A 17334-nucleotide genomic window follows, 5' to 3' on the forward strand; every position below is an offset into this window, starting at 1 on the left:
GCTCCCCGTTCGCTGACCGGAGCGATCACGTCGGTGGACCCGGCGGACGGCTTCGAGGTGGTCCCGTTCGAACGTGCCCTTCCTCAGGGGGCCGGCATCAGGGGGCCAGCGGAGGCCTGTACCCCGCGTCGGGCCGGGCCGCGCCGGCCTGCTGCGCGCCGTCCTCCCGGATGACCTCGCCCTGGACCACCTTGCCGTCCGGGTAGTGGATGCGCGCCTGCTGGAAGGCGTCCCCGAAACCGCCCGCGGAGGCCGAGGCCATCCTGCGCTCCAGCGAGCGGGCGAAGCGCCGCCCCACCCCCGCCCGCACCGGCGGGACCAGGAGGAGCAGGCCCGCCACGTCGGAGAGCAGACCCGGCAGGATCAGCAGCAGACCGGCCAGCATGGTCAGGCCGTTGCCGCCGCCCGGCTGCTGCGGAGCGGGCCGGACCCCCTGCTGGGCCTGCTGGAAGGTGCTCGTCAGGTTCCTGAAGGCCCGCCGTCCCGCGCGTTTGATGACCACCGCGCCGAGGACGATTCCGCCCGCGACCAGTGCGGCGACGGCCGGCCCGCCGGCCGCCTCCGCGACCAGGCTGAGCAGCCAGATCTCCAGGATCAGCCAGGCGGCGACCGCCAGGGGCAGGAACGTACGGGCGGGCGAGCGCCGCCGCGGGGCCGAGGAAGTGGGAACGCCGCTCATCATGGATCCAGTGTGCCGGGAGCGGCGTAAGAGCGGCCTCAGCCGGAGGTGGCGGACGTCCCCTAAGGGGCGTGGTCCCCGGCCCCGTCCCGGCCCTTGGCCTTGTCCTGCCCGGTCAGCTTGGCCGCGTGGGCCTTCAGCCCCCACTGGGTGACCCGCCACAGGGCCTCCACCACGATGTCCTTGCTCATCTTGCTGTCGCCGAACTCGCGCTCGACGAAGGTGATGGGCACCTCCACGACGCGGAAGCCGGCCTTCACGGCCCGCCGGGCCAGGTCGACCTGGAAGCAGTACCCGGCCGAGGCCACCTCCTCCAGGCCCAGCCCCTCCAGCGTCTCGCGCCGGAAGGCCCGGTAGCCGCCGGTCACGTCGCGGATCGGCACGTCCAGCATCAGCCGGGAGTACGTGGAGCCGCCCCGGGAGAGGAACTCCCGGCTCTTGGGCCAGTTGACGACGCGGCCGCCCGGGACCCAGCGCGAGCCCAGGACCAGGTCGGCGCCGGCCAGTGCGGTGAGCAGCCGGGGCAGCTCTTCCGGCTGGTGGGAGCCGTCGGCGTCCATCTCGACGAGCACGCCGTAGTCGCGCTCCAGGCCCCAGGCGAAGCCCGCCAGGTAGGCGGCGCCGAGGCCCTCCTTGCCCTTGCGGTGCAGGACGTGCACGTGGTCGTCGCCGGCCGCCAGCTCGTCGGCGAGCTTGCCGGTCCCGTCGGGGCTGTTGTCGTCCGCGACCAGGATGTGCGCCTCGGGCACCGCCGCGCGCACGCGCGCGACGATCGGCCCGATGTTCTCCGCCTCGTTGAAGGTGGGGATGATCACCAAGGCCGTGCCGAGCGGTCCGTGGCCTCGCTGTCCGCCGTCGCTCACTGGTTCCGCCTTCGTGTTCTGGTACGTCCTGTCACAGAGGATGACTCTAGAACAGTGGTCGGGGCCCGCGGTCCTTCGGGCCGGTCCGGTTCCCGCTGGCTGCGGATCGCCGTCACCGTTGTCTACTGGACCGCCGGGCCCCGACGGGGCCACCTCCCCCGGCTGTCTCCCCCAGACTCCGTCCGGGGGTACCCCCAGGGGTGCCCCCACCGGCGAAACCTTCCCTCGCCCCCGAGGCGCGGGCGCGCTGAGCGGACGGATCCGTCCGGTACGGACGTCCTTTGGTGGACCCGGCCGAACCTATCCGGGTACGGCCGCCCGTACCGAGCCGAGGACCGCCGGATCACCCCTGTGGCCGTACGAATACCTCCCGCCCGCCGACCACGGTGGCCAGGCACACCGGAAGGTCCCCGCCGGGGGTCAGGTCGGGCAGTCCGGGGGTTCCGGAGCGGGGGTCGGTGGACCAGCGGGCGACCCGGTCGTCGGGGGCCTGGACGACCAGTTCGGCGTTCTCCCACACCGCGTAGTCGGCCGGGGCGCCGGGTACGAGCACGCCCGCGCCGTCCCGGCCCAGGGCCCGCCAGCCGCCGCGGGTGTGGGCGGTGAAGGCGGCCCGTACGGAGATCCGGTGCTCGGGGGTGCGGTGGAAGGCCGCCGCGCGGACGGTGCCCCAGGGGTCGAAGGGGGTGACCGGGGCGTCGGAGCCGAAGGCGAGCGGGACGCCGGCTTTCAGGAGGGCGGCGAACGGGTTGAGGGTACGGGCGCGCTCGGCGCCGAGCCGGTCGGCGTACATGCCGTCCTCGCCGCCCCAGGCGGCGTCGAAGGCGGGCTGCACGGACGCGGTGAGTCCGAGGTCCGCGAAGGCGGCGATGGTGGCGGGGGTCATCATCTCGGCGTGCTCGACGCGGTGCCGGGCGGCCCGGACGCGGCCGAGGCCGACCTTGTCGGCGGCGGCGCGCACCCCCTCGACCACGGCGGTGAGGGCGGCGTCGCCGATGGCGTGGAAACCGGCCTGCAGGCCGGCCTCGGTGCAGGCGGCGACGTGCTCGGCGATGTCGGCGGCGTCGAGGTAGCCGGTGCCGGTGTGCGAGGCGTCGGCGTACGGGGCGTGCAGGCAGGCGGTGTGGGAGCCGAGGGCGCCGTCGACGAAGAGGTCGCCGGCGGCGCCGATCGCACCGAGTGCGGCCGCCTGCTCCAGGTCGCGGTCGGCCCAGTAGCCGAAGACGCGGGGCCCGGGGCGTTCCCGGGCGAGGTTGAGCAGGTCGCTGAAGTCCTCGGCGGAGGAGATCCCGGGGCCGCCGCACTCGTGGACGGAGCCGATGCCGAGGGAGGCGGCCCGGTCGAGGGCGGCCTGCTGGGCCTCGGCGCGCTGGGAGGCGGTGACGGCGGCGAGGGCGGCGGTGCGGACGGCGTGGTGGTCGTCGCGGACCAGCGGCTCGTCGCCGCGGACGACGAGTCCGGGCACCAGGTCCAGCAGGGCGGTGGTGACGACGGCGGAGTGCACGTCGATGCGGCTGAGGTAGAGCGGGCGGCCCCCGACGGCCTCGTCGAGCTCCGCGCGGCGGGGGGCGCGGCGCTCGGGCCACCGGGCGGCGTCCCAGCCGTGGCCGAGGAGGACCCGGTCCGCGGGGCGGCGGTCGGCGTACGCGCGGACGAGGCGGAGGGCGTCGGCGAGGGAGGCGGCCCCGGAGAGGTCCAGCCCGGTGAGGGCGAGGCCGGCGGCGGTGGTGTGGACGTGGGCGTCGGTGAAGGCGGGGGTGACCAGGGCCCCGTCGAGGTCGACCACCTCGTCGACGCCCTGCGCGAAGGCGTCGGCGGCGCCCTCGGAGCCGACCCAGGCGATGTGGCCGCGCTCGACGACCATCGCGGTGGCGAAGGGGTCGGCGGGGCTGTGGACCTCGCCCCCGCGCAGGAGGACGGTGCGGTCGGTTCCGGCGGCGGTGGCGGAGGCAGTGCGGTCGGTCATGCCCCCAGTTTCGCGGGTCGCGGGGCCGTGCCCGGACGCGCCCCCTCCCCCGGGCCCGCGCGTCGCCCGGCCTGCTCCGGTCCGGGCCGGCGGCGCCCCGCGCCGGGCCGGCGCGGGGCGTGCGCCGGGAGGGGATCACACGCGGGGCGGGCGGGCCTCGTACGGGGTGGAGAGGACCACCGTGGTGCGGGTCGAGACGTGGGCCAGGGCGCGCAGCCGGCCCAGGAGGTCCTCCAGTTCGAGCGGCGTGGCCACCCGGACCTTGAGGATGTAGTTCTCGTCGCCGGCGACGCTGTGGCAGGCCTCGATCTCCGGTACGCCGGCCAGCCGCTCCGCGATGTCGTCGGGCGCGCTCGGGTCGAAGGGCTTCACCGAGATGAAGGCCGTCAGCGGCAGCCCGACGGCCTCGGGGTCGACGACCGCCGCGTACCCGCGGATCACCCCGCGCTGTTCCAGGCGGCGTACCCGCTGGTGGACCGCCGACGTGGACAGTCCGGTGGCCTTGCCCAGGTCCGTGTAGCTCATCCGCCCGTCCCGTACGAGCAGATCCACGATCTGGCGGTCCAGCTCCTCCATTGCGCTCATAGCCGCACAACCTACGGCCCAATACCCCTCCAGGCCCAGTGCTGTCCGCCCACAAGTGGCACCTGCGGCAGGCATGTGACCAAAGCCACAGGGGTATGTACGCGTACGCCGGGGTGTCGTGGTTACTCGTGCCGCGCGACGGGAAGTGCTTGCTGTGGCCGAGGCCGTGGGAATGCCCGCCCGGCCCACTCAAGGGGGAGTACATCCATGCAGAACACCCAGCGCGCCGGTCGTACGGAACCGGAGCCTCTGGAACCGGGCGGTTCCGCGTACGCGGACGACGCGGAGTACCTCGACGACGGCGAGGGTTTCGAGATCCACCACGCGATCTGCCCGGACTGCGGTCAGTCGATCGCCCTGGTGGCGGACGAGGAGTACCTGCCGGAGCACGCACTCTGCCTGACCCCGTGGAACCCCTTCGGGCTCACGGTGTGCGCGGGTACGGGCCGGCCGGCCGCCGAGGCGCTGCCGACCGCGGGCGCGGGCGGCGGTGAGGAGGCGCAGGACCTGGAGGTCGTGCTGCTGACCCTGCCGCAGGGGCTGGACTGGCGGACGCAGCCGTTCTCGCACGTGGGCGGCCCCGGCTCGCGGCCGGTGCGGATGCCGGCGCCGACGCTGCTGCCGCAGATGCGGCAGCACGCGCAGGCCGCCTGACCGGAGCACCGGCAGCCGGAGCTACCAGTACGTTCCCTGCACCATCGCCGCGAGGCTGGCGTGGTGCAGGATCAGGCCGTCCGGATCCGCCGGGATCTCGACCTCGCCGAAGTGCGCCTGCCGGTAGGCGATGCGCAGCATGACGATCCCGTGCCGCAGGGCGGCGTACAGGGTGTGGAACTCCATGTCCCGCGGGGTGTGACCGGTGAGTTCGGCGTACCGGCGTTCCAGGTCCGTGCGGCGCAGGAAGTCCGGCAGGCCGGGCTGGCCGAAGCCCACCGTGAGGTCCTGGAAGAAGCGGTGCAGGTAGACGGTCCAGCCGAGGTCGACCTCGCGGGGGGCGCAGGCCGCCATCTCCCAGTCGAGGACGGCGACGGGTTCGAAGCCTTCGTAGACGACGTTGCCGATGCGGGCGTCGCCCCAGTTGAGGACCGCGGGGCCCTCGTCGGCGGGCCACAGCTCCTCCAGGCGGTCGAAGGCCCGTTCCAGGAGCGGCGAGGGTGCCAGTCCGCGCACCACCCAGGCGTAGTAGGCGCGTTGGGCGTCCACATGGCGACGCAGCGGGCTGCCCGTCCCGTCGGGGAGGAGGAACTCGGCCTCCTTCGCCGGGAACTGGTCGTGCAGGCGGGCCAGCAGCGAGATGCTGGCCTCCTGGAGCGCGGCGCGTTCGGCGTCGCTCGCGGCGTGCAGCCAGTTGCCCTCGTAGGTGTAGGGCATGACGTCGGGCGGTACCCGGCCCTCGGCGCGGGCCATGACGAAGAAGGGTGCTCCGAGCGGTCCGGGGTCCTCCTCCAGCCAGAGCACGCGCGGGACGGGCAGGTCGGTGTGGGTGGCGACCAGGCTCATCACCCGGTGCTGGCGGGCCATGTCGTAGGTGGGGAAGACGGTGTACGCGGCCGGGTCGGCGGCGAGCCGCAGGGCGCAGGCCCGTACCGGGGTGTCGGGGTGTTCGATGTCGAAGAGCAGGGTTTCGCTGGACATGCCGTTGGAGGCGGGGACGCGGACGTGGGTCACCTGTGCCCCGGGAAGCCGGGTGTCCAGCCAGCCGGCGAGGCGCCGGCCGAGTTCTTCCGGTTCCCGGGTGGAGGTGCGGGGACGTGGTGCCGGTGCTGCTGCCATGACTGCCCCTTTGCTGCTGCCGGTTCTGTGCTACTGGGCCACGGAGCCGTAGTCGGTGAAGCCGCTCGGGTCGTGGCGGCCGAAGCTGCCGTGTTCGAAGATGCCGTGACCGGTCTGCCCGTCGAGGGTGAAGCGGGCGGCGTGGTCGGTGACGCCGAAGGCGGCCATGGGGTGGGCGGCCGGGTCGGAGAGGTCGTAGGCGCGGCGGTCGGTCCAGCCGCGGCCCTGCCAGCTGCCGTGCTGCCAGTCGGCGGCGGGCGGGTAGCCGGCGCCCACGGCGAGCGGGGAGGAGGCCAGGATCTCGACGCCGAGTTCGAGGGGTTTGCGGGCGGGGTCGGTGAGGTGGACGACCGCGCTCTCGGGGTGGCGGGTGCCGGGGCGGTAGCGGATGTCGGTGTGCGGCCAGCCGAGCTGGACGTCGCCCCGGCCGCTGCCTTCGGGGAAGACCTGGACGGCTTCGCTGAGGGTGCGGTGTCCGTCGGCGTCCTCCTGGGTGATGACCATGAGGAAGCGGTCCTCGAAGCGGACGGGGATCCAGAGCCAGTGGAAGCCCTCGGGGCGGTGCTCTTCGGCGGCGCGGCCGCCGTCCTCGCCGGGGATGGGGCGGACGCCCCAGCTGCGGTCGCGGGTTCCGGTCCAGGCGCCGGGGGTGAGGGCGAACTGCTCGCCGCGGGCGCGCAGGGTGCCGGTGACGTGGCCGGCCTGGACGAAGCGTCGGCCTTCGAGCATGAGGCGGTCGCCGCGGCGCTGGACGTGGTGGGGTTCCCAGACGGCGGGGAACTCGGCGGTCCAGGTGAGGTCGTAGGAGAGCCCCTGCGGGTCGGCGGGGTCGGCGTCGCACTGGAGAGTGATCTGCTTGAGCGGTTGGTCGACGATGATCCGCAGCGGGCCGACGGAAAGGTTCATCCGGTCGTCGGTGAGGGCGTCGGAGGCGCGGACGGCGAGGAGTTCGTCGCCGAGGCGCAGGGTGGCGTACGCGTCGATCACGCCGGCGTTGGGGTAGACGCCGAGGCCGAGGATGAGGACGGCGCGGCCGGCGTGGTCGAAGACGTGGAAGATGCACCGGTCGTAGGCGTTGCGGTCGCCGGTGACGAGGTGCTTCATCGACAGCGGGGCCTGGTGGACGGGGTATTCGTCGAGGGGTACGGGTCGGTCCGCGGGCATGGCAAACCTCCTGGGCGGCGCGGTGGCATGGTGGCGCGGTGGCATGGTGGAGTGCGACGGCTCGGCGGATATGACGGTACGTCAGAAACCGTCTTGGCGACCAGAGTTCTGGCACGTTCTGACACGGCGGCACGCCCGGCCGGACAGCCGGGGAGGGATCGAACGGAAACCCGCAGGGGAGGGGCGGTTACCCGCGCGGCCGGTGGCGCGTTGGCCCTGCATGACCACGCCTCAGACTTCCACGCCTCGGACGGGACGTCGCCGCAGGCCGATGCCGCCCGGCTACGAAGAATCGGTTCAGCAGAAACAGCCGGATCCACCGATCTACCGTGCGCTGCTGGCCCGCTGGGCCGACGACGGGCGCACCCTGCCCGGGAGCAGGGACCCGGAGTGGTCCCGGGTCGCCCGCGCCCCCATCTGGCCGAGCGGGCCCCTCTTCGGCGATCAGGCCCCCGACTCCCGGAGCGAGAGCAGGCCCGCCGCCGTCGTGCGGAAGCCGCAGCGGGCCTAGAAGGCCGCGAGGTGCGGCTCGTCATCCACGTGCAGCCACTGCGCGCCCGAGGCCCGCGCGGCCTCGGCGGCGGCCCTGACCGGGCGGACTCCCGGACCGCGGCGGCGTTCGTCCGGGTGGACCGTGGTGTCCGGGATGAAGGCGTGTGCACCGCCGTCGCCCGCCACGTGGACGCAGCCGACCAGGCGGCCTGCGCGGCGGGCGGCGATCCAGGCCGTGCTGCGCTCCAGGACGGCCGCGAAGGAGGCCGCCCGGTGCCCCGGCCACGCGGCGGCGAACAGCTCGTTCAGCTCCGCGTCGGACAGGGGCGGGCGGACCTCCAACGACGGGGAGGTCAGCGCGACTCGGGTCCCGCGAGGTGGCGGGCGATGACCATGCGCTGGATCTGGTTGGTGCCCTCCACGATCTGGAGCACCTTCGCCTCGCGCATCAGGCGCTCCACCGGGAAGTCCGCGGTGTAGCCGTAGCCGCCGAGGACCTGGACGGCGTCCGTGGTGACGGCCATCGCCGCGTCCGTGCAGAACAGCTTGGCCATCGCGGCCTGCCGGGAGAACGGCTTGCCCGCGTCCCGCAGCCGCGCCGCCGCGAGGTACAGCGCCCGGCCCGCCTCGATCTTGGTCGCCATGTCGGCCAGCATGAAGCGCAGGCCCTGGAAGTCCGCGATGGGGTGGCCGAACTGCTTGCGGTCCAGGGCGTACGAGAGCGCCTCGTCGAGGGCGGCCTGCGCGACACCGATGGCGCAGGCCGCGATGCCGAGGCGGCCCGCGTCCAGCGCGGCCAGCGCGATGGTGAAGCCCTGGCCCTCCTCGCCGATGCGCCGGCTGTCCGGGACGCGGACGCCGTCGAAGTGCAGCTGGGCGGTGGGCGAGCCCTTCATGCCCATCTTCTTCTCGGGGGCGGCCGCCGTCAGGCCCTCGGCGTCGCCCGGCACCAGGAAGGCCGTGATGCCCTTGGCGCCGTCGCCGCCGGTGCGGGCGAGGACGGTGTAGAAGTCGGCGACGCCGCCGTGGGTGATCCAGGCCTTGGTGCCGGTGATGATCCAGTCGTCGCCGTCCCGCACCGCCTTGGTGGTCAGCGAGGCGGCGTCGGAGCCCGAAGCGGGTTCGGAGAGGCAGTAGGCACCGAGCAGGCCGCCGCCGAGCATGTCGGGCAGGTGGGCGCTGCGCTGCTCCTTGGTGCCGTAGCCGGCCAGGCCGTGGCAGGCGAGGGAGTGGACGCTGACGCCGAGGCCGACGGTCAGGCGGGCCGCGGCGAGCTCCTCCAGGACCTGGAGGTAGACCTCGTACGGCTGCTCGCCGCCGCCGAACTCGCCCGCGTACGGAAGACCCAGCAGACCGGCCTCGGACAACAGGGTGAAGATCGCGCGGGGGAACTTCCCGGCGTCCTCCTCCTCGGCGGCCGCGGGGCGGATCTCCCTCTGCGCGATCTCGCGCACAAGTGCGAGGAGGTCCCGGGACTCCTCGGTGGGCAGCTGTCGGTCCACCGGCTGCGGGGCGCGGTCGTTCATGGCGGCGCTCTCCTCCCTCGTCGGGCACGGCGGCGACGCGTGAGGTGTGGGACGCGCCGCCGGATCTCGGTGCTCTCACAGCCGATACTGCCCTCCCGGGTCGCGGAAGGAGCAGTTCAGGGGCTGCGGCGGCTTGAGTATGCCCGATCAGGGCCGTCCCGTCACCGGGGCAAGATCACCCGCCCGACCGAACGGCCTTTCGGGAGCGGACGGGGCCGGACACACCGGCACGAACCGCATCGCGCAGAGCGGGTCAGAGCCGGCCGACCTGGGTTCAGAGCCAGCCGACCTGCGTGATGAACATGGCCACGACGACCACGAGCGTCCAGCCGAGCACGTGCTCGACCCAGGCGGAGGAGTCCTTGGGGCCGCCGGTCCCGACGAGGGTGCGGGCACGGGCGGTGAGGGCGGCGGTGTATGCGGTCATGCGGACCAATGTGACAGCGAATGCGGCTTTCGCGGTAGAGACGAGGCTCACGGGTGGCGCGCATCACGTGGCCGGGCCCCGGCCGGCTCGCGGTCGGGGCCCGGTGTTCCGGGGTGTCGTGCGCGGTGTCAGCGGGCGGTGCGGCCGACGCGGTTGCGGCCCGCCATGGCTGCCATGGCCAGGGCGAGCAGGCATGCGACGATGCCCGTGATGATGTTGTTCACCACGGTGCGGGTCGTGTCGACGTTGCCCGCGATGACCCAGGGAGCCACGATCGTCCAGGCGCCGATGGCCAGTGCTGTCCAGGCCATCGCGTGGGTGCGTTCGTAGGCCGAGCCGAGACCGCTCATGCACAGGCAGTACGCCAGACCTGCGATCAGGTTGTTGACGGTCAGCGCGGTCAGCACGCTGAACCCGGCGATCCACGGCGAGGCCGCCAGGTACAGGCCGGTGATGAGAGCCAGCGCCTCCACGGCCTGGGCGGCCGGTGTGCTGGTGACCCGCTCGAACCGCGAGCGCATCTCGGCGAGGTCGGGGTGGTGTTCGATGCTGCTGTGGGTGGTCATGGGGGCCGCCTCCTGTAGAAGACTTATAAGCCCTTTACCCCCTTATGTTCGCCTTATCCCTCTATGCGGTCAATGCAGGTCCGGCCGTCCTCAGAGCACGCCGGCCGACCGCAGCGCCCGGATCTGGGCCTCGCTCGGACGGGCCGGGGCGTAGAGGTAGCAGATGCCGCCGGAGCCCGAGAGGGTCTTGCCCGCCGCGTCGTGCCGCTTGGTGCGCAACCACACGTTCTCCCACTCCCGTCGCCGGTAGACGCGGCGGACGGAGGGGTTGTCGGGCGAGTTCGGGTCGTTCGCGATCACGTCCCCGGCCGCGGTGAAACCGATGACGGTCATCAGGTGGCCGGAGGTGCCGTAGCCCGCGCCGGTGAGCTCCTCGGACCGGAAGGACTGGGAGGTGATCACCGGGATTCCGGCGGCGATCAGGGCCTCCAGGTCGTTGAGGGAGCCGAGCCGGGTGACCACGCCCGCGAACCCGGGGTAGGTCGCGGCGTAGGCGGCGTTGAAGGGCCAGTTGCCGCAGCCCTTGAACGCCCAGTCGTAGGTGGAGCGGGCCGCGTGGCAGACCTGGGGGTCGGCGTAGCCGGGGTTGACCCAGGCGAGGTCCCGGGCGGCGGGCCGCAGGCCCCAGGACTCGATGATCATCTGGGAGGAGGTGGGGCTGCACCACGCCTCGCCGCCGTTGTCGTACTCCGGGTACTGGCCGACGTGGAGCTCCTGCGAGTACCGCGGGACCTTCAGCTCGCGGGCCGGGCGGGAGGGGATGGAGGCCGGGACGGTGAAACGGTCCGGGACGTCGGAGGCCATGGCCCCGGCCAGCCAGACCGTGGGTCCCCCGACCGCACTGCCCGGGGTGCGGTACAGGGTCAGGCGCAGCTGCCAGTCCTTGATCCGCAGGCCGCCCGCCTTGGCGGGGGCGTCGACGGCCAGGGTGTCGGTCCAGACGGTGGAGCGGCCGTCGGTCTGGCCGTTCACGGAGGTGCGCCGGATGTCGCCGTCGCCGGAGGCCCAGCGGCCCATCACGTACCACGGCGTGGCCGTGCCGTCGGTGTAGGTGCCGCGCAGCTCGGTCTGGATCCAGCTGCCCGCCGGGGTGTGCGCGTTCCAGGAGGCGATGAGCTCGGAGGCGGGGACGGTCGAGTGGTGCACCGGAGAGGTCCAGGTCGCGTACTCCCAGGTGCCCTTCCTCCCGGTGTGCGGGTCGGCGTACTGGACGCGGCCGGCCGGCGTCGCGATCTGCACGCCGGGACGGGTGCCGGAGACGGCGGCGGTCCCCCGGTGGGTGCCGGCCCGCCAGTGCGGGGCCGTGAACCAGAACCGGTTGTCGATCCTCCGGGCGGGGGCTCCCGCTGCGGCCGGGTGCGCGGAATCCGGGCCGGCGGGGGCCGGGCCGGTGCCGGACGGCGCCGTACCGGGCACGCCGTTGCCGGCCGGGACGGTGCCGGACGTGGCGGTGCGGGCCTCGGCCCTGCCGCCGGGGACGGCGGCGGCGGTGGCGGCCGCGAGGGCGATCGCGAGCAGGGCCCGGCGGGGCGTGGGTGCGGTCATCGAGGCGGTCCCCCGGAGTCGGTCGGTGCGGTGTGCCGGTCGGCTTCCCCAGCCTTACAGTTCCCGGCAGCCGGGCGGTGAAGCCGCGTGCGTGTCGGGGTCATACCCTGACCGGGTGGAGTCACAGCAGTCACCTGCACCCTCCGGTCCCCCCGGCCGGCCGCAGCCCCTGGAGCGGCTCGCCCGCGAGCTCGGCGGCCTGCCGCCCTCGCTCGGCCCGGTCCGGCTGATCGGCATCGACGGCCACGCGGGCTCGGGCAAGAGCACCTTCGCCGGGCACCTCGCCGCGGCCCTGGGCGGGGCGCCCGTGCTGCACCTGGACGACGTCGCCACCCACGAGGAGCTCTTCGACTGGCCGGAGCGGCTGCGCGCGCAGGTGCTGGAGCCGCTCGCCGCCGGGCGGCCCGCCCACTGGGCCCCGTACGACTGGGTGGAGCGCCGCTTCGGCCCGGAACGGGTCCTGGAGCCCGCGCCGGTGCTGCTCGTCGAGGGGGTCGGGGCGGGGCGGCGGCTGCTGCGCCCGCACCTGGCGCGGCTGCTGTGGATGGAGACTCCGCGCGCGCAGTCCTGGGGGCGCGGACGGCACCGGGACGGGCGTGAACTTTCCGACTTCTGGGACGGGTGGGAGCGCGCGGAGCTCGCGCACTTCTCGGATGATCCTTCGCGCCCCTTCGCCGACACCCTGGTACGCCAGAGCGGTACGGGATACGAGTGGACTTCCGGGGCGCCCGGGACGACGGGACGGGCGACTTCCGTCACCGAACGTAACGGACTCCCCCGGGCCTGATCGGCCGCCGGAATCAGGCGGCGCGGGCCTTCACCGGTGTGCTTGACCTGGGCCCCGCACCGGCCTTACGTTCTCAATGCGCGGTCTTTCCAGGCCGCCGCAGACGCGAAGCCCCCGATTGTTCCCCCGTGATCGGGGGCTTCGTTCTGCCCGGGCCCCCTTCCGCGCGGCCGCCGCGCCCGGCCCGCCTCCCCCGGATCTTCACCCTGCGTGACCCCGCCTCCGCCCGGGCCTCGGCGGGTCCGCGCCTCCCGCACCCTGGGTAAGGTGCGTCCCCGCAGGTACGATGCACCCCTGGTTTCATCGGCGCGGTGGACAACTCGCGGGCTCGATGCGGGGGTTGCCGGGCACCACGGGGCAGGCTTGTGGGGGATGTGATGGATTTCGCCGCGCCGGGCAGTACGCACGCCCCGGCCGAACTCGCCTGGCTGCGCGGGGTGGACGCCTGCACGATGGGCGCCTATCCGCAGGCCGAGGAGGAGTTCCGGACGGCCGTACGACTGGATCCCGCGATGGCCGACGCCTGGCTGGGCCTGCACGCCCTCCGGGTGGACACCACGAACGCGTTATTGCGCATGTACGCCCACCGCGACCGCTTCGGGGAGCAGCGGGCCCGCCACCGCCGCACGCTGAACTCCTGGTACTGGCTGGGCTGGTGGGTCCAGCCCGTACTGGAGAGCCGCCGCGACCTGCTGCTGGCCCACGCCTCGCACTGGCTGGACGGCCGCCACGTGCCGGAGCTGGACCAGGCGCTGGCCGCCCTGCCGCCGGTGGACGCCGACGCGCAGGTACGTTTCCTGCACGCCTGCCGGGCCTATCTGGTCAAGGACTGGGAGCAGCTGGTCCGGCACACCGAACCGCTGGTGGACGATCCGCTGCTGGGCATCGAGGCGGGCCTGTTCGGCGGGATGGCCCGGGTCCGGCTGGAGATGTACGGGCAGGCCGAGCCGATGCTGTCGGCGGCGCTGATGCGCTGCCGCAGCGAACAGCCGCAGCGCAAGGAGCTGCGGTACTGGCTGGCGCGGGCGCACGAGGGGACCGGGCGCAGCGCGGCGGCGCTGCCGCTGTACCGGGCGGTGCACCGGGTGGACCCGGCCTTCATGGACACGGCCGCGCGGCTGACGGCGATCGAGGACAGCGAGGACGCCGACGGGTACGCCGGGTACGCGGGGCATGCGGCGGACGCCGGCTACGCCGGCCACGGCCTGTCCTCGCTCGGCGGGGACTTCGCGGCGGTGGCGCTGGGCGGGGCCCCGGTCCAGGACATCGCGGCCGACGGGCAGGCGGAGCCGGAGCCGCTGCTGCCGCCGGAGGCGCCGGACCCGCGGTTCGGGGCGCCCGCCACGGGCCGGGTGGAGGGAGTCCGGCGGAAGGCGCCCGTCCCGCCGCAGACGGCGCCCGGGGGGCTGCCGGCCGGACCGTCCGACCCCGCGCTGCTCGCCCGGGCGCTGTCCGAGCTGGAGCGGATGGTGGGCCTGGAGCCGGTGAAGCGTCAGGTGAAGGCCCTGTCCGCGCAGTTGCACATGGCGCGGCTGCGGGCCGGTCAGGGGCTGCCGGTGCAGCCGCCGAAGCGGCATTTCGTGTTCTCCGGGCCGTCGGGTACCGGCAAGACGACCGTGGCGCGGATCCTGGGCCGGGTCTTCTACGCGCTCGGGCTGCTGGGCGGGGACCACCTGGTGGAGGCCCAGCGGGCCGATCTGGTGGGCGAGTTCCTGGGCCAGACCGCCGTCAAGGCCAATGAGCTGATCGATTCCGCGATCGGCGGGGTGCTGTTCGTGGACGAGGCGTACAGCCTGTCCAACTCCGGGTACAGCAAGGGCGACGCGTACGGGGACGAGGCCCTGCAGGTGCTGCTGAAGCGGGCGGAGGACAACCGGGACCGCCTGGTGGTGATCCTGGCGGGCTATCCGGCCGGGATGGACCGGCTGCTCGCCACCAATCCGGGGCTCTCCTCGCGGTTCACCACGCGGGTGGACTTCCCGAGCTACCGGCCGCCCGAGCTGACCGCGATCGGCGGGGTGCTGGCGGAGGCGAACGGGGACCGCTGGGACGAGGAGGCCTTGGAGGAGCTGCGCAGCATCAGCGGGCACGTGGTGGAGCAGGGCTGGATCGACGAGCTGGGCAACGGCCGCTTCCTGCGCACCCTGTACGAGAAGAGCTGCGCCTACCGGGACCTGCGGCTGGCGGGCTTCGCCGGTGAGCCGTCCCGCGACGACCTGGCGACGCTGCGGCTGCCGGACCTGATGCAGGCGTACGGGGAGGTCCTGTCGGGCCGGGGCCCGCAGGACCGGGGCCGCCCGGAGCCCCCGCCGCTGTGAGGGCGGCGCAGGCTCCGGCGGACCGGCCGGGCGGGGTCAGCCCGCCATCGCCCCGTCCCGGCGGGGCGGGCGCAGGGCCGCCGCGACGGCCCTGCGGTGCGCGGGGTCGCGTACCTCGCCGACGAGCATCTCCAGGACGTCCTCCAGGGCGACCAGGCCCAGCACCCGCCCGGCCGGGTCGGCGACCTGGGCCAGATGGGTGGCGTCGCGCCGCATGACGCTGAGGGCGTCGTCGAGGGGGAGGGTGGAGGACAGGGTGGTCATCCGGCGCCAGACCCGCTGGGGCACGGCCCGTTCCCGCTCCTCCAGGTCCAGCACGTCCTTGACGTGCAGGTAGCCCATGAAGGCGCCGTTCTCGGACCGGACGGGGAAGCGGGAGTAGCCCGTGCGGACGGTGAGCTGCTCGATCTGGCGCGGGGTGGCCGAGGGCCCGACCGTGACGAGCCGGTCCCGTGCGAGCAGCACGTCGGTGACCGGCCGGCTGCCGAGCTCCAGGGCGTCCTCCAGCCGTTCCTGCTCGCCCGGCTCCAGGAGCCCGGCCTGCCGGGAGTCCTCGACGAGCCGGCCGAGCTGGGCGCTGGTGTAGACGGCCTCGACCTCGTCCTTCGGCTCGACCTTGAACAGGCGGAGCACGAAGTGCGCGCACGCGCCGAGCGCGGTGGTGACGGGCCCGCACAGCCGGGCGAACGCGACCAGGCCGGGGCTGAACCAGAGCGCGGTGCGCTCCGGGGCCGCCATGGCCAGGTTCTTGGGCACCATCTCGCCGATGACCAGGTGCAGGAACACCACGGCGGCGAGGGCGAACGCGTAGCCGAGGGGGTGGATCAGCCCCGGCGGGACGTGGACGGCGTGGAAGAGGGGCTCCAGCAGGCGGGCCACGGTCGGCTCGGCGACCGCGCCGAGGGTCAGCGAGCACACGGTGATGCCGAACTGGGCCGCGGCCATCATCCGGGGCAGGTTCTCCAGGCCGTACAGCACCTGGCGGGCCCGCTTGGAGGTGGCGGCCAGCGGTTCGATCTGGCTGCGCCGGACGGAGACGAGGGCGAACTCGGCGCCGACGAAGAAGCCGTTCGCGAGGACCAGCAGCAGGGCGAACAGCAGTTGCAGGGCGTTCATCGGACGGCCGCCTCCACGTCGCTGCGGAGCGCGGCGGCCGGCTGCGCGGCGCCGGGGCCGTCCTGCGGATGTGCGGCAGGGCGGGTGACCGGGGGTACGGCGGGTCCGGGGTGCGGGGCGGGGACGAGCCGGACCAGCCGGACCCGTTCGGCCCGGTAGCGGCGGACCTGGCGGACGGAGAGCTTCCAGCCGGGGAGTTCGGCCCGGTCCCCGGGGGCGGGGATGCGGCCGAGCAGATCGGCGACGAGACCGGCGACGGTCTCGTACGGGCCTTCGGGGACCTCCAGGCCTATCCGGCGCAGGGTGTGCACCCGGCAGCTGCCGTCGGCCTCCCAGGAGGGCCGGCCGTCCTCGGCGGGGACGGCGGCCAGTTCCGGGGTGTCGTTCTCGGCGAAATCGTGCTCGTCGCGGACCTCGCCGACGAGCTCCTCGACGATGTCCTCAAGGGTGACCACGCCGGCGGTGCCGCCGTACTCGTCGACGACCACGGCCATGGGCTGTTCGCTGCGCAGCCTCTCCAGCAGCGGCTGCACCGGCAGGGAGCCGGGCACCAGCAGCGGGGCGACGCAGATCTGGCTGACGGTGGTGCGGGCGCGTTCGGACTCGGGCACGGCGAGGGCGTCCTTGAGGTGGACGACTCCGGTGATCTCGTCGATGCGCTCGCGGTAGACCGGGAAGCGGGACAGGCCGGTGGCGCGGGTCAGGTTCAGCACGTCGGCCGCGGTGGCCGTGTGCTGGAGGGCGCTGACCTTCACCCGGGGGGTCATGACGTGCTGTGCCGTGAGCTCACCCAGCGACAGGGTGCGGACGAAGAGGTCGGCGGTGTCCTGTTCGAGGGCACCGGCCTGGGCCGAATGGCGGACCAGGGAGACCAGTTCGCCCGGGGTGCGGGCGGAGGCCATCTCGTCGGCCGGTTCCACGCCGAGCGCCCGCACGAGCCGGTTGGCGACGGCGTTGAGCGCGGCGATGACGGGCCGGAAGGCGCGGGAGAAGACCTGCTGCGGTCCGGCCACGACCCGGGCCACCTGGAGGGGCCGGGAGACCGCCCAGTTCTTCGGGACGAGTTCGCCGACGACCATCTGGACGGCGGAGGCGAGCAGCATGCCGATGAACACGGCGATGCCGGAGACGGCTCCCGCGGGCAGGCCGGTCGCGGTGAGCGGCCCGGTCAGCAGGGCGGCGAGGGCCGGTTCGGCGAGCATGCCGACGACGAGCGAGGTGATGGTGATGCCGAGCTGGGTGCCCGAGAGCTGGAAGGACAGCTCCCGCAGGGCCTCGACCACCGTGCGGGCACGGCGGTCACCCTCGGCTGCGGCGCGCTCGGCCTCGGGTCTCTCGACGGTGACGAGGCCGAATTCGGCTGCCACGAAGAAACCGTTGGCGAGGATCAGGGCGAAGGCCGCCACGAGCAGGAGTAGCGGGATGGTCATGCCGCCGCCTCCGTGGGGAGGGCGGCGCGGGTACTACCGGACGATCCGTCCATTGCTGGAAGGAGTCACTCCTCTGGTCGCAGGTGCCCACGGGCCA

General features: G+C 73.9%; 16 protein-coding genes. 3 read left to right on the forward strand and 13 right to left on the reverse strand.

The features are described 5' to 3' along the window. Positions 1-97 precede the first annotated feature (97 nt). The 4 genes from fxsA to ABZ128_RS24160 form a co-directional block, all read right to left on the reverse strand. Complete coding sequence (gene fxsA / locus ABZ128_RS24145; RefSeq protein ID WP_356850874.1) at positions 98-682, reverse strand: FxsA family membrane protein; 585 nt, start codon at positions 680-682, stop codon at positions 98-100. Between the two features lie 59 nt (positions 683-741). Next, positions 742-1542: a polyprenol monophosphomannose synthase gene (locus tag ABZ128_RS24150; protein ID WP_356850875.1), complete on the reverse strand. Its 801-nt coding sequence runs from the start codon at positions 1540-1542 to the stop codon at positions 742-744. 343 nt (positions 1543-1885) lie between these two features. Further along, a complete protein-coding gene (locus ABZ128_RS24155) occupies positions 1886-3508 on the reverse strand; it encodes an amidohydrolase (RefSeq protein ID WP_356850876.1) in 1623 nt (540 codons plus the stop codon). A 135-nt stretch (positions 3509-3643) separates the two neighbouring features. After that, positions 3644-4084: an Lrp/AsnC family transcriptional regulator gene (locus ABZ128_RS24160; protein ID WP_030240692.1), complete on the reverse strand. Its 441-nt coding sequence runs from the start codon at positions 4082-4084 to the stop codon at positions 3644-3646. Between the two features lie 216 nt (positions 4085-4300). Here ABZ128_RS24160 and ABZ128_RS24165 point away from each other — a divergent pair, with 216 nt between their 5' ends. After that, entirely contained in the window at positions 4301-4747 is a 447-nt protein-coding gene (locus ABZ128_RS24165; RefSeq protein WP_356850877.1) for a hypothetical protein, read from the forward strand. 21 nt (positions 4748-4768) lie between these two features. Here ABZ128_RS24165 and ABZ128_RS24170 read toward each other — a convergent pair whose 3' ends face one another. The 7 genes from ABZ128_RS24170 to ABZ128_RS24200 form a co-directional block, all read right to left on the reverse strand. Continuing rightward, positions 4769-5866 (reverse strand): phosphotransferase family protein, encoded by a 1098-nt coding sequence (locus tag ABZ128_RS24170; RefSeq protein ID WP_356850878.1) that lies wholly within the window; start codon positions 5864-5866, stop codon positions 4769-4771. Positions 5867-5896: 30 nt separating this feature from the next. Continuing rightward, entirely contained in the window at positions 5897-7030 is a 1134-nt protein-coding gene (locus ABZ128_RS24175) for a hypothetical protein (protein ID WP_356850879.1), read from the reverse strand. 507 nt (positions 7031-7537) lie between these two features. Continuing rightward, positions 7538-7864 (reverse strand): GNAT family N-acetyltransferase, encoded by a 327-nt coding sequence (locus ABZ128_RS24180; protein WP_356850880.1) that lies wholly within the window; start codon positions 7862-7864, stop codon positions 7538-7540. An 11-nt stretch (positions 7865-7875) separates the two neighbouring features. Next, a complete protein-coding gene (locus ABZ128_RS24185; protein ID WP_356850881.1) occupies positions 7876-9048 on the reverse strand; it encodes an acyl-CoA dehydrogenase family protein in 1173 nt (390 codons plus the stop codon). Between the two features lie 274 nt (positions 9049-9322). Beyond that, positions 9323-9475, reverse strand: coding sequence for an SCO1431 family membrane protein (locus tag ABZ128_RS24190; RefSeq protein WP_356850882.1), 153 nt, complete (start codon positions 9473-9475; stop codon positions 9323-9325). Positions 9476-9603: 128 nt separating this feature from the next. Next, complete coding sequence (locus ABZ128_RS24195; RefSeq protein ID WP_356850883.1) at positions 9604-10041, reverse strand: SPW repeat protein; 438 nt, start codon at positions 10039-10041, stop codon at positions 9604-9606. 90 nt (positions 10042-10131) lie between these two features. Then, positions 10132-11586: a peptidase C39 family protein gene (locus ABZ128_RS24200; RefSeq protein ID WP_356850884.1), complete on the reverse strand. Its 1455-nt coding sequence runs from the start codon at positions 11584-11586 to the stop codon at positions 10132-10134. 169 nt (positions 11587-11755) lie between these two features. Between ABZ128_RS24200 and ABZ128_RS24205 the strand changes: the two genes are divergently transcribed. Further along, entirely contained in the window at positions 11756-12373 is a 618-nt protein-coding gene (locus ABZ128_RS24205; protein ID WP_356850949.1) for a hypothetical protein, read from the forward strand. A 377-nt stretch (positions 12374-12750) separates the two neighbouring features. Next, entirely contained in the window at positions 12751-14691 is a 1941-nt protein-coding gene (locus ABZ128_RS24210; RefSeq protein ID WP_356850885.1) for an AAA family ATPase, read from the forward strand. Positions 14692-14727: 36 nt separating this feature from the next. On the opposite strand, the gene ABZ128_RS24215 is transcribed toward ABZ128_RS24210, so the two are convergent. Beyond that, complete coding sequence (locus tag ABZ128_RS24215) at positions 14728-15807, reverse strand: hemolysin family protein (RefSeq protein WP_356850886.1); 1080 nt, start codon at positions 15805-15807, stop codon at positions 14728-14730. Continuing rightward, positions 15804-17237, reverse strand: a complete 1434-nt coding sequence (locus ABZ128_RS24220) for a hemolysin family protein (RefSeq protein ID WP_356850887.1) — start codon at positions 17235-17237, stop codon at positions 15804-15806. The genes ABZ128_RS24215 and ABZ128_RS24220 overlap by 4 nt, the downstream gene beginning before the upstream one ends. Positions 17238-17334: the final 97 nt, after the last annotated feature.

It is taken from the genome of Streptomyces sp. NPDC006326 (assembly GCF_040612915.1).
Lineage (GTDB): Bacteria > Actinomycetota > Actinomycetes > Streptomycetales > Streptomycetaceae > Streptomyces.

Excerpts from the sequence above, each read along its gene's own strand:
- fxsA (WP_356850874.1), bottom strand. The coding sequence starts at position 682 with ATGATGAGCGGCGTTCCCACTTCCTCGGCCCCGCGGCGGCGCTCGCCC.
- ABZ128_RS24155 (WP_356850876.1), bottom strand. The coding sequence starts at position 3,508 with ATGACCGACCGCACTGCCTCCGCCACCGCCGCCGGAACCGACCGCACC.
- ABZ128_RS24160 (WP_030240692.1), bottom strand. The coding sequence starts at position 4,084 with ATGGAGGAGCTGGACCGCCAGATCGTGGATCTGCTCGTACGGGACGGG.
- ABZ128_RS24165 (WP_356850877.1), top strand. The coding sequence starts at position 4,301 with ATGCAGAACACCCAGCGCGCCGGTCGTACGGAACCGGAGCCTCTGGAA.
- ABZ128_RS24170 (WP_356850878.1), bottom strand. The coding sequence starts at position 5,866 with ATGGCAGCAGCACCGGCACCACGTCCCCGCACCTCCACCCGGGAACCG.
- ABZ128_RS24175 (WP_356850879.1), bottom strand. The coding sequence starts at position 7,030 with ATGCCCGCGGACCGACCCGTACCCCTCGACGAATACCCCGTCCACCAG.
- ABZ128_RS24185 (WP_356850881.1), bottom strand. The coding sequence starts at position 9,048 with ATGAACGACCGCGCCCCGCAGCCGGTGGACCGACAGCTGCCCACCGAG.
- ABZ128_RS24190 (WP_356850882.1), bottom strand. The coding sequence starts at position 9,475 with ATGACCGCATACACCGCCGCCCTCACCGCCCGTGCCCGCACCCTCGTC.
- ABZ128_RS24195 (WP_356850883.1), bottom strand. The coding sequence starts at position 10,041 with ATGACCACCCACAGCAGCATCGAACACCACCCCGACCTCGCCGAGATG.
- ABZ128_RS24200 (WP_356850884.1), bottom strand. The coding sequence starts at position 11,586 with ATGACCGCACCCACGCCCCGCCGGGCCCTGCTCGCGATCGCCCTCGCG.
- ABZ128_RS24210 (WP_356850885.1), top strand. The coding sequence starts at position 12,751 with ATGGATTTCGCCGCGCCGGGCAGTACGCACGCCCCGGCCGAACTCGCC.
- ABZ128_RS24215 (WP_356850886.1), bottom strand. The coding sequence starts at position 15,807 with ATGAACGCCCTGCAACTGCTGTTCGCCCTGCTGCTGGTCCTCGCGAAC.
- ABZ128_RS24220 (WP_356850887.1), bottom strand. The coding sequence starts at position 17,237 with ATGACCATCCCGCTACTCCTGCTCGTGGCGGCCTTCGCCCTGATCCTC.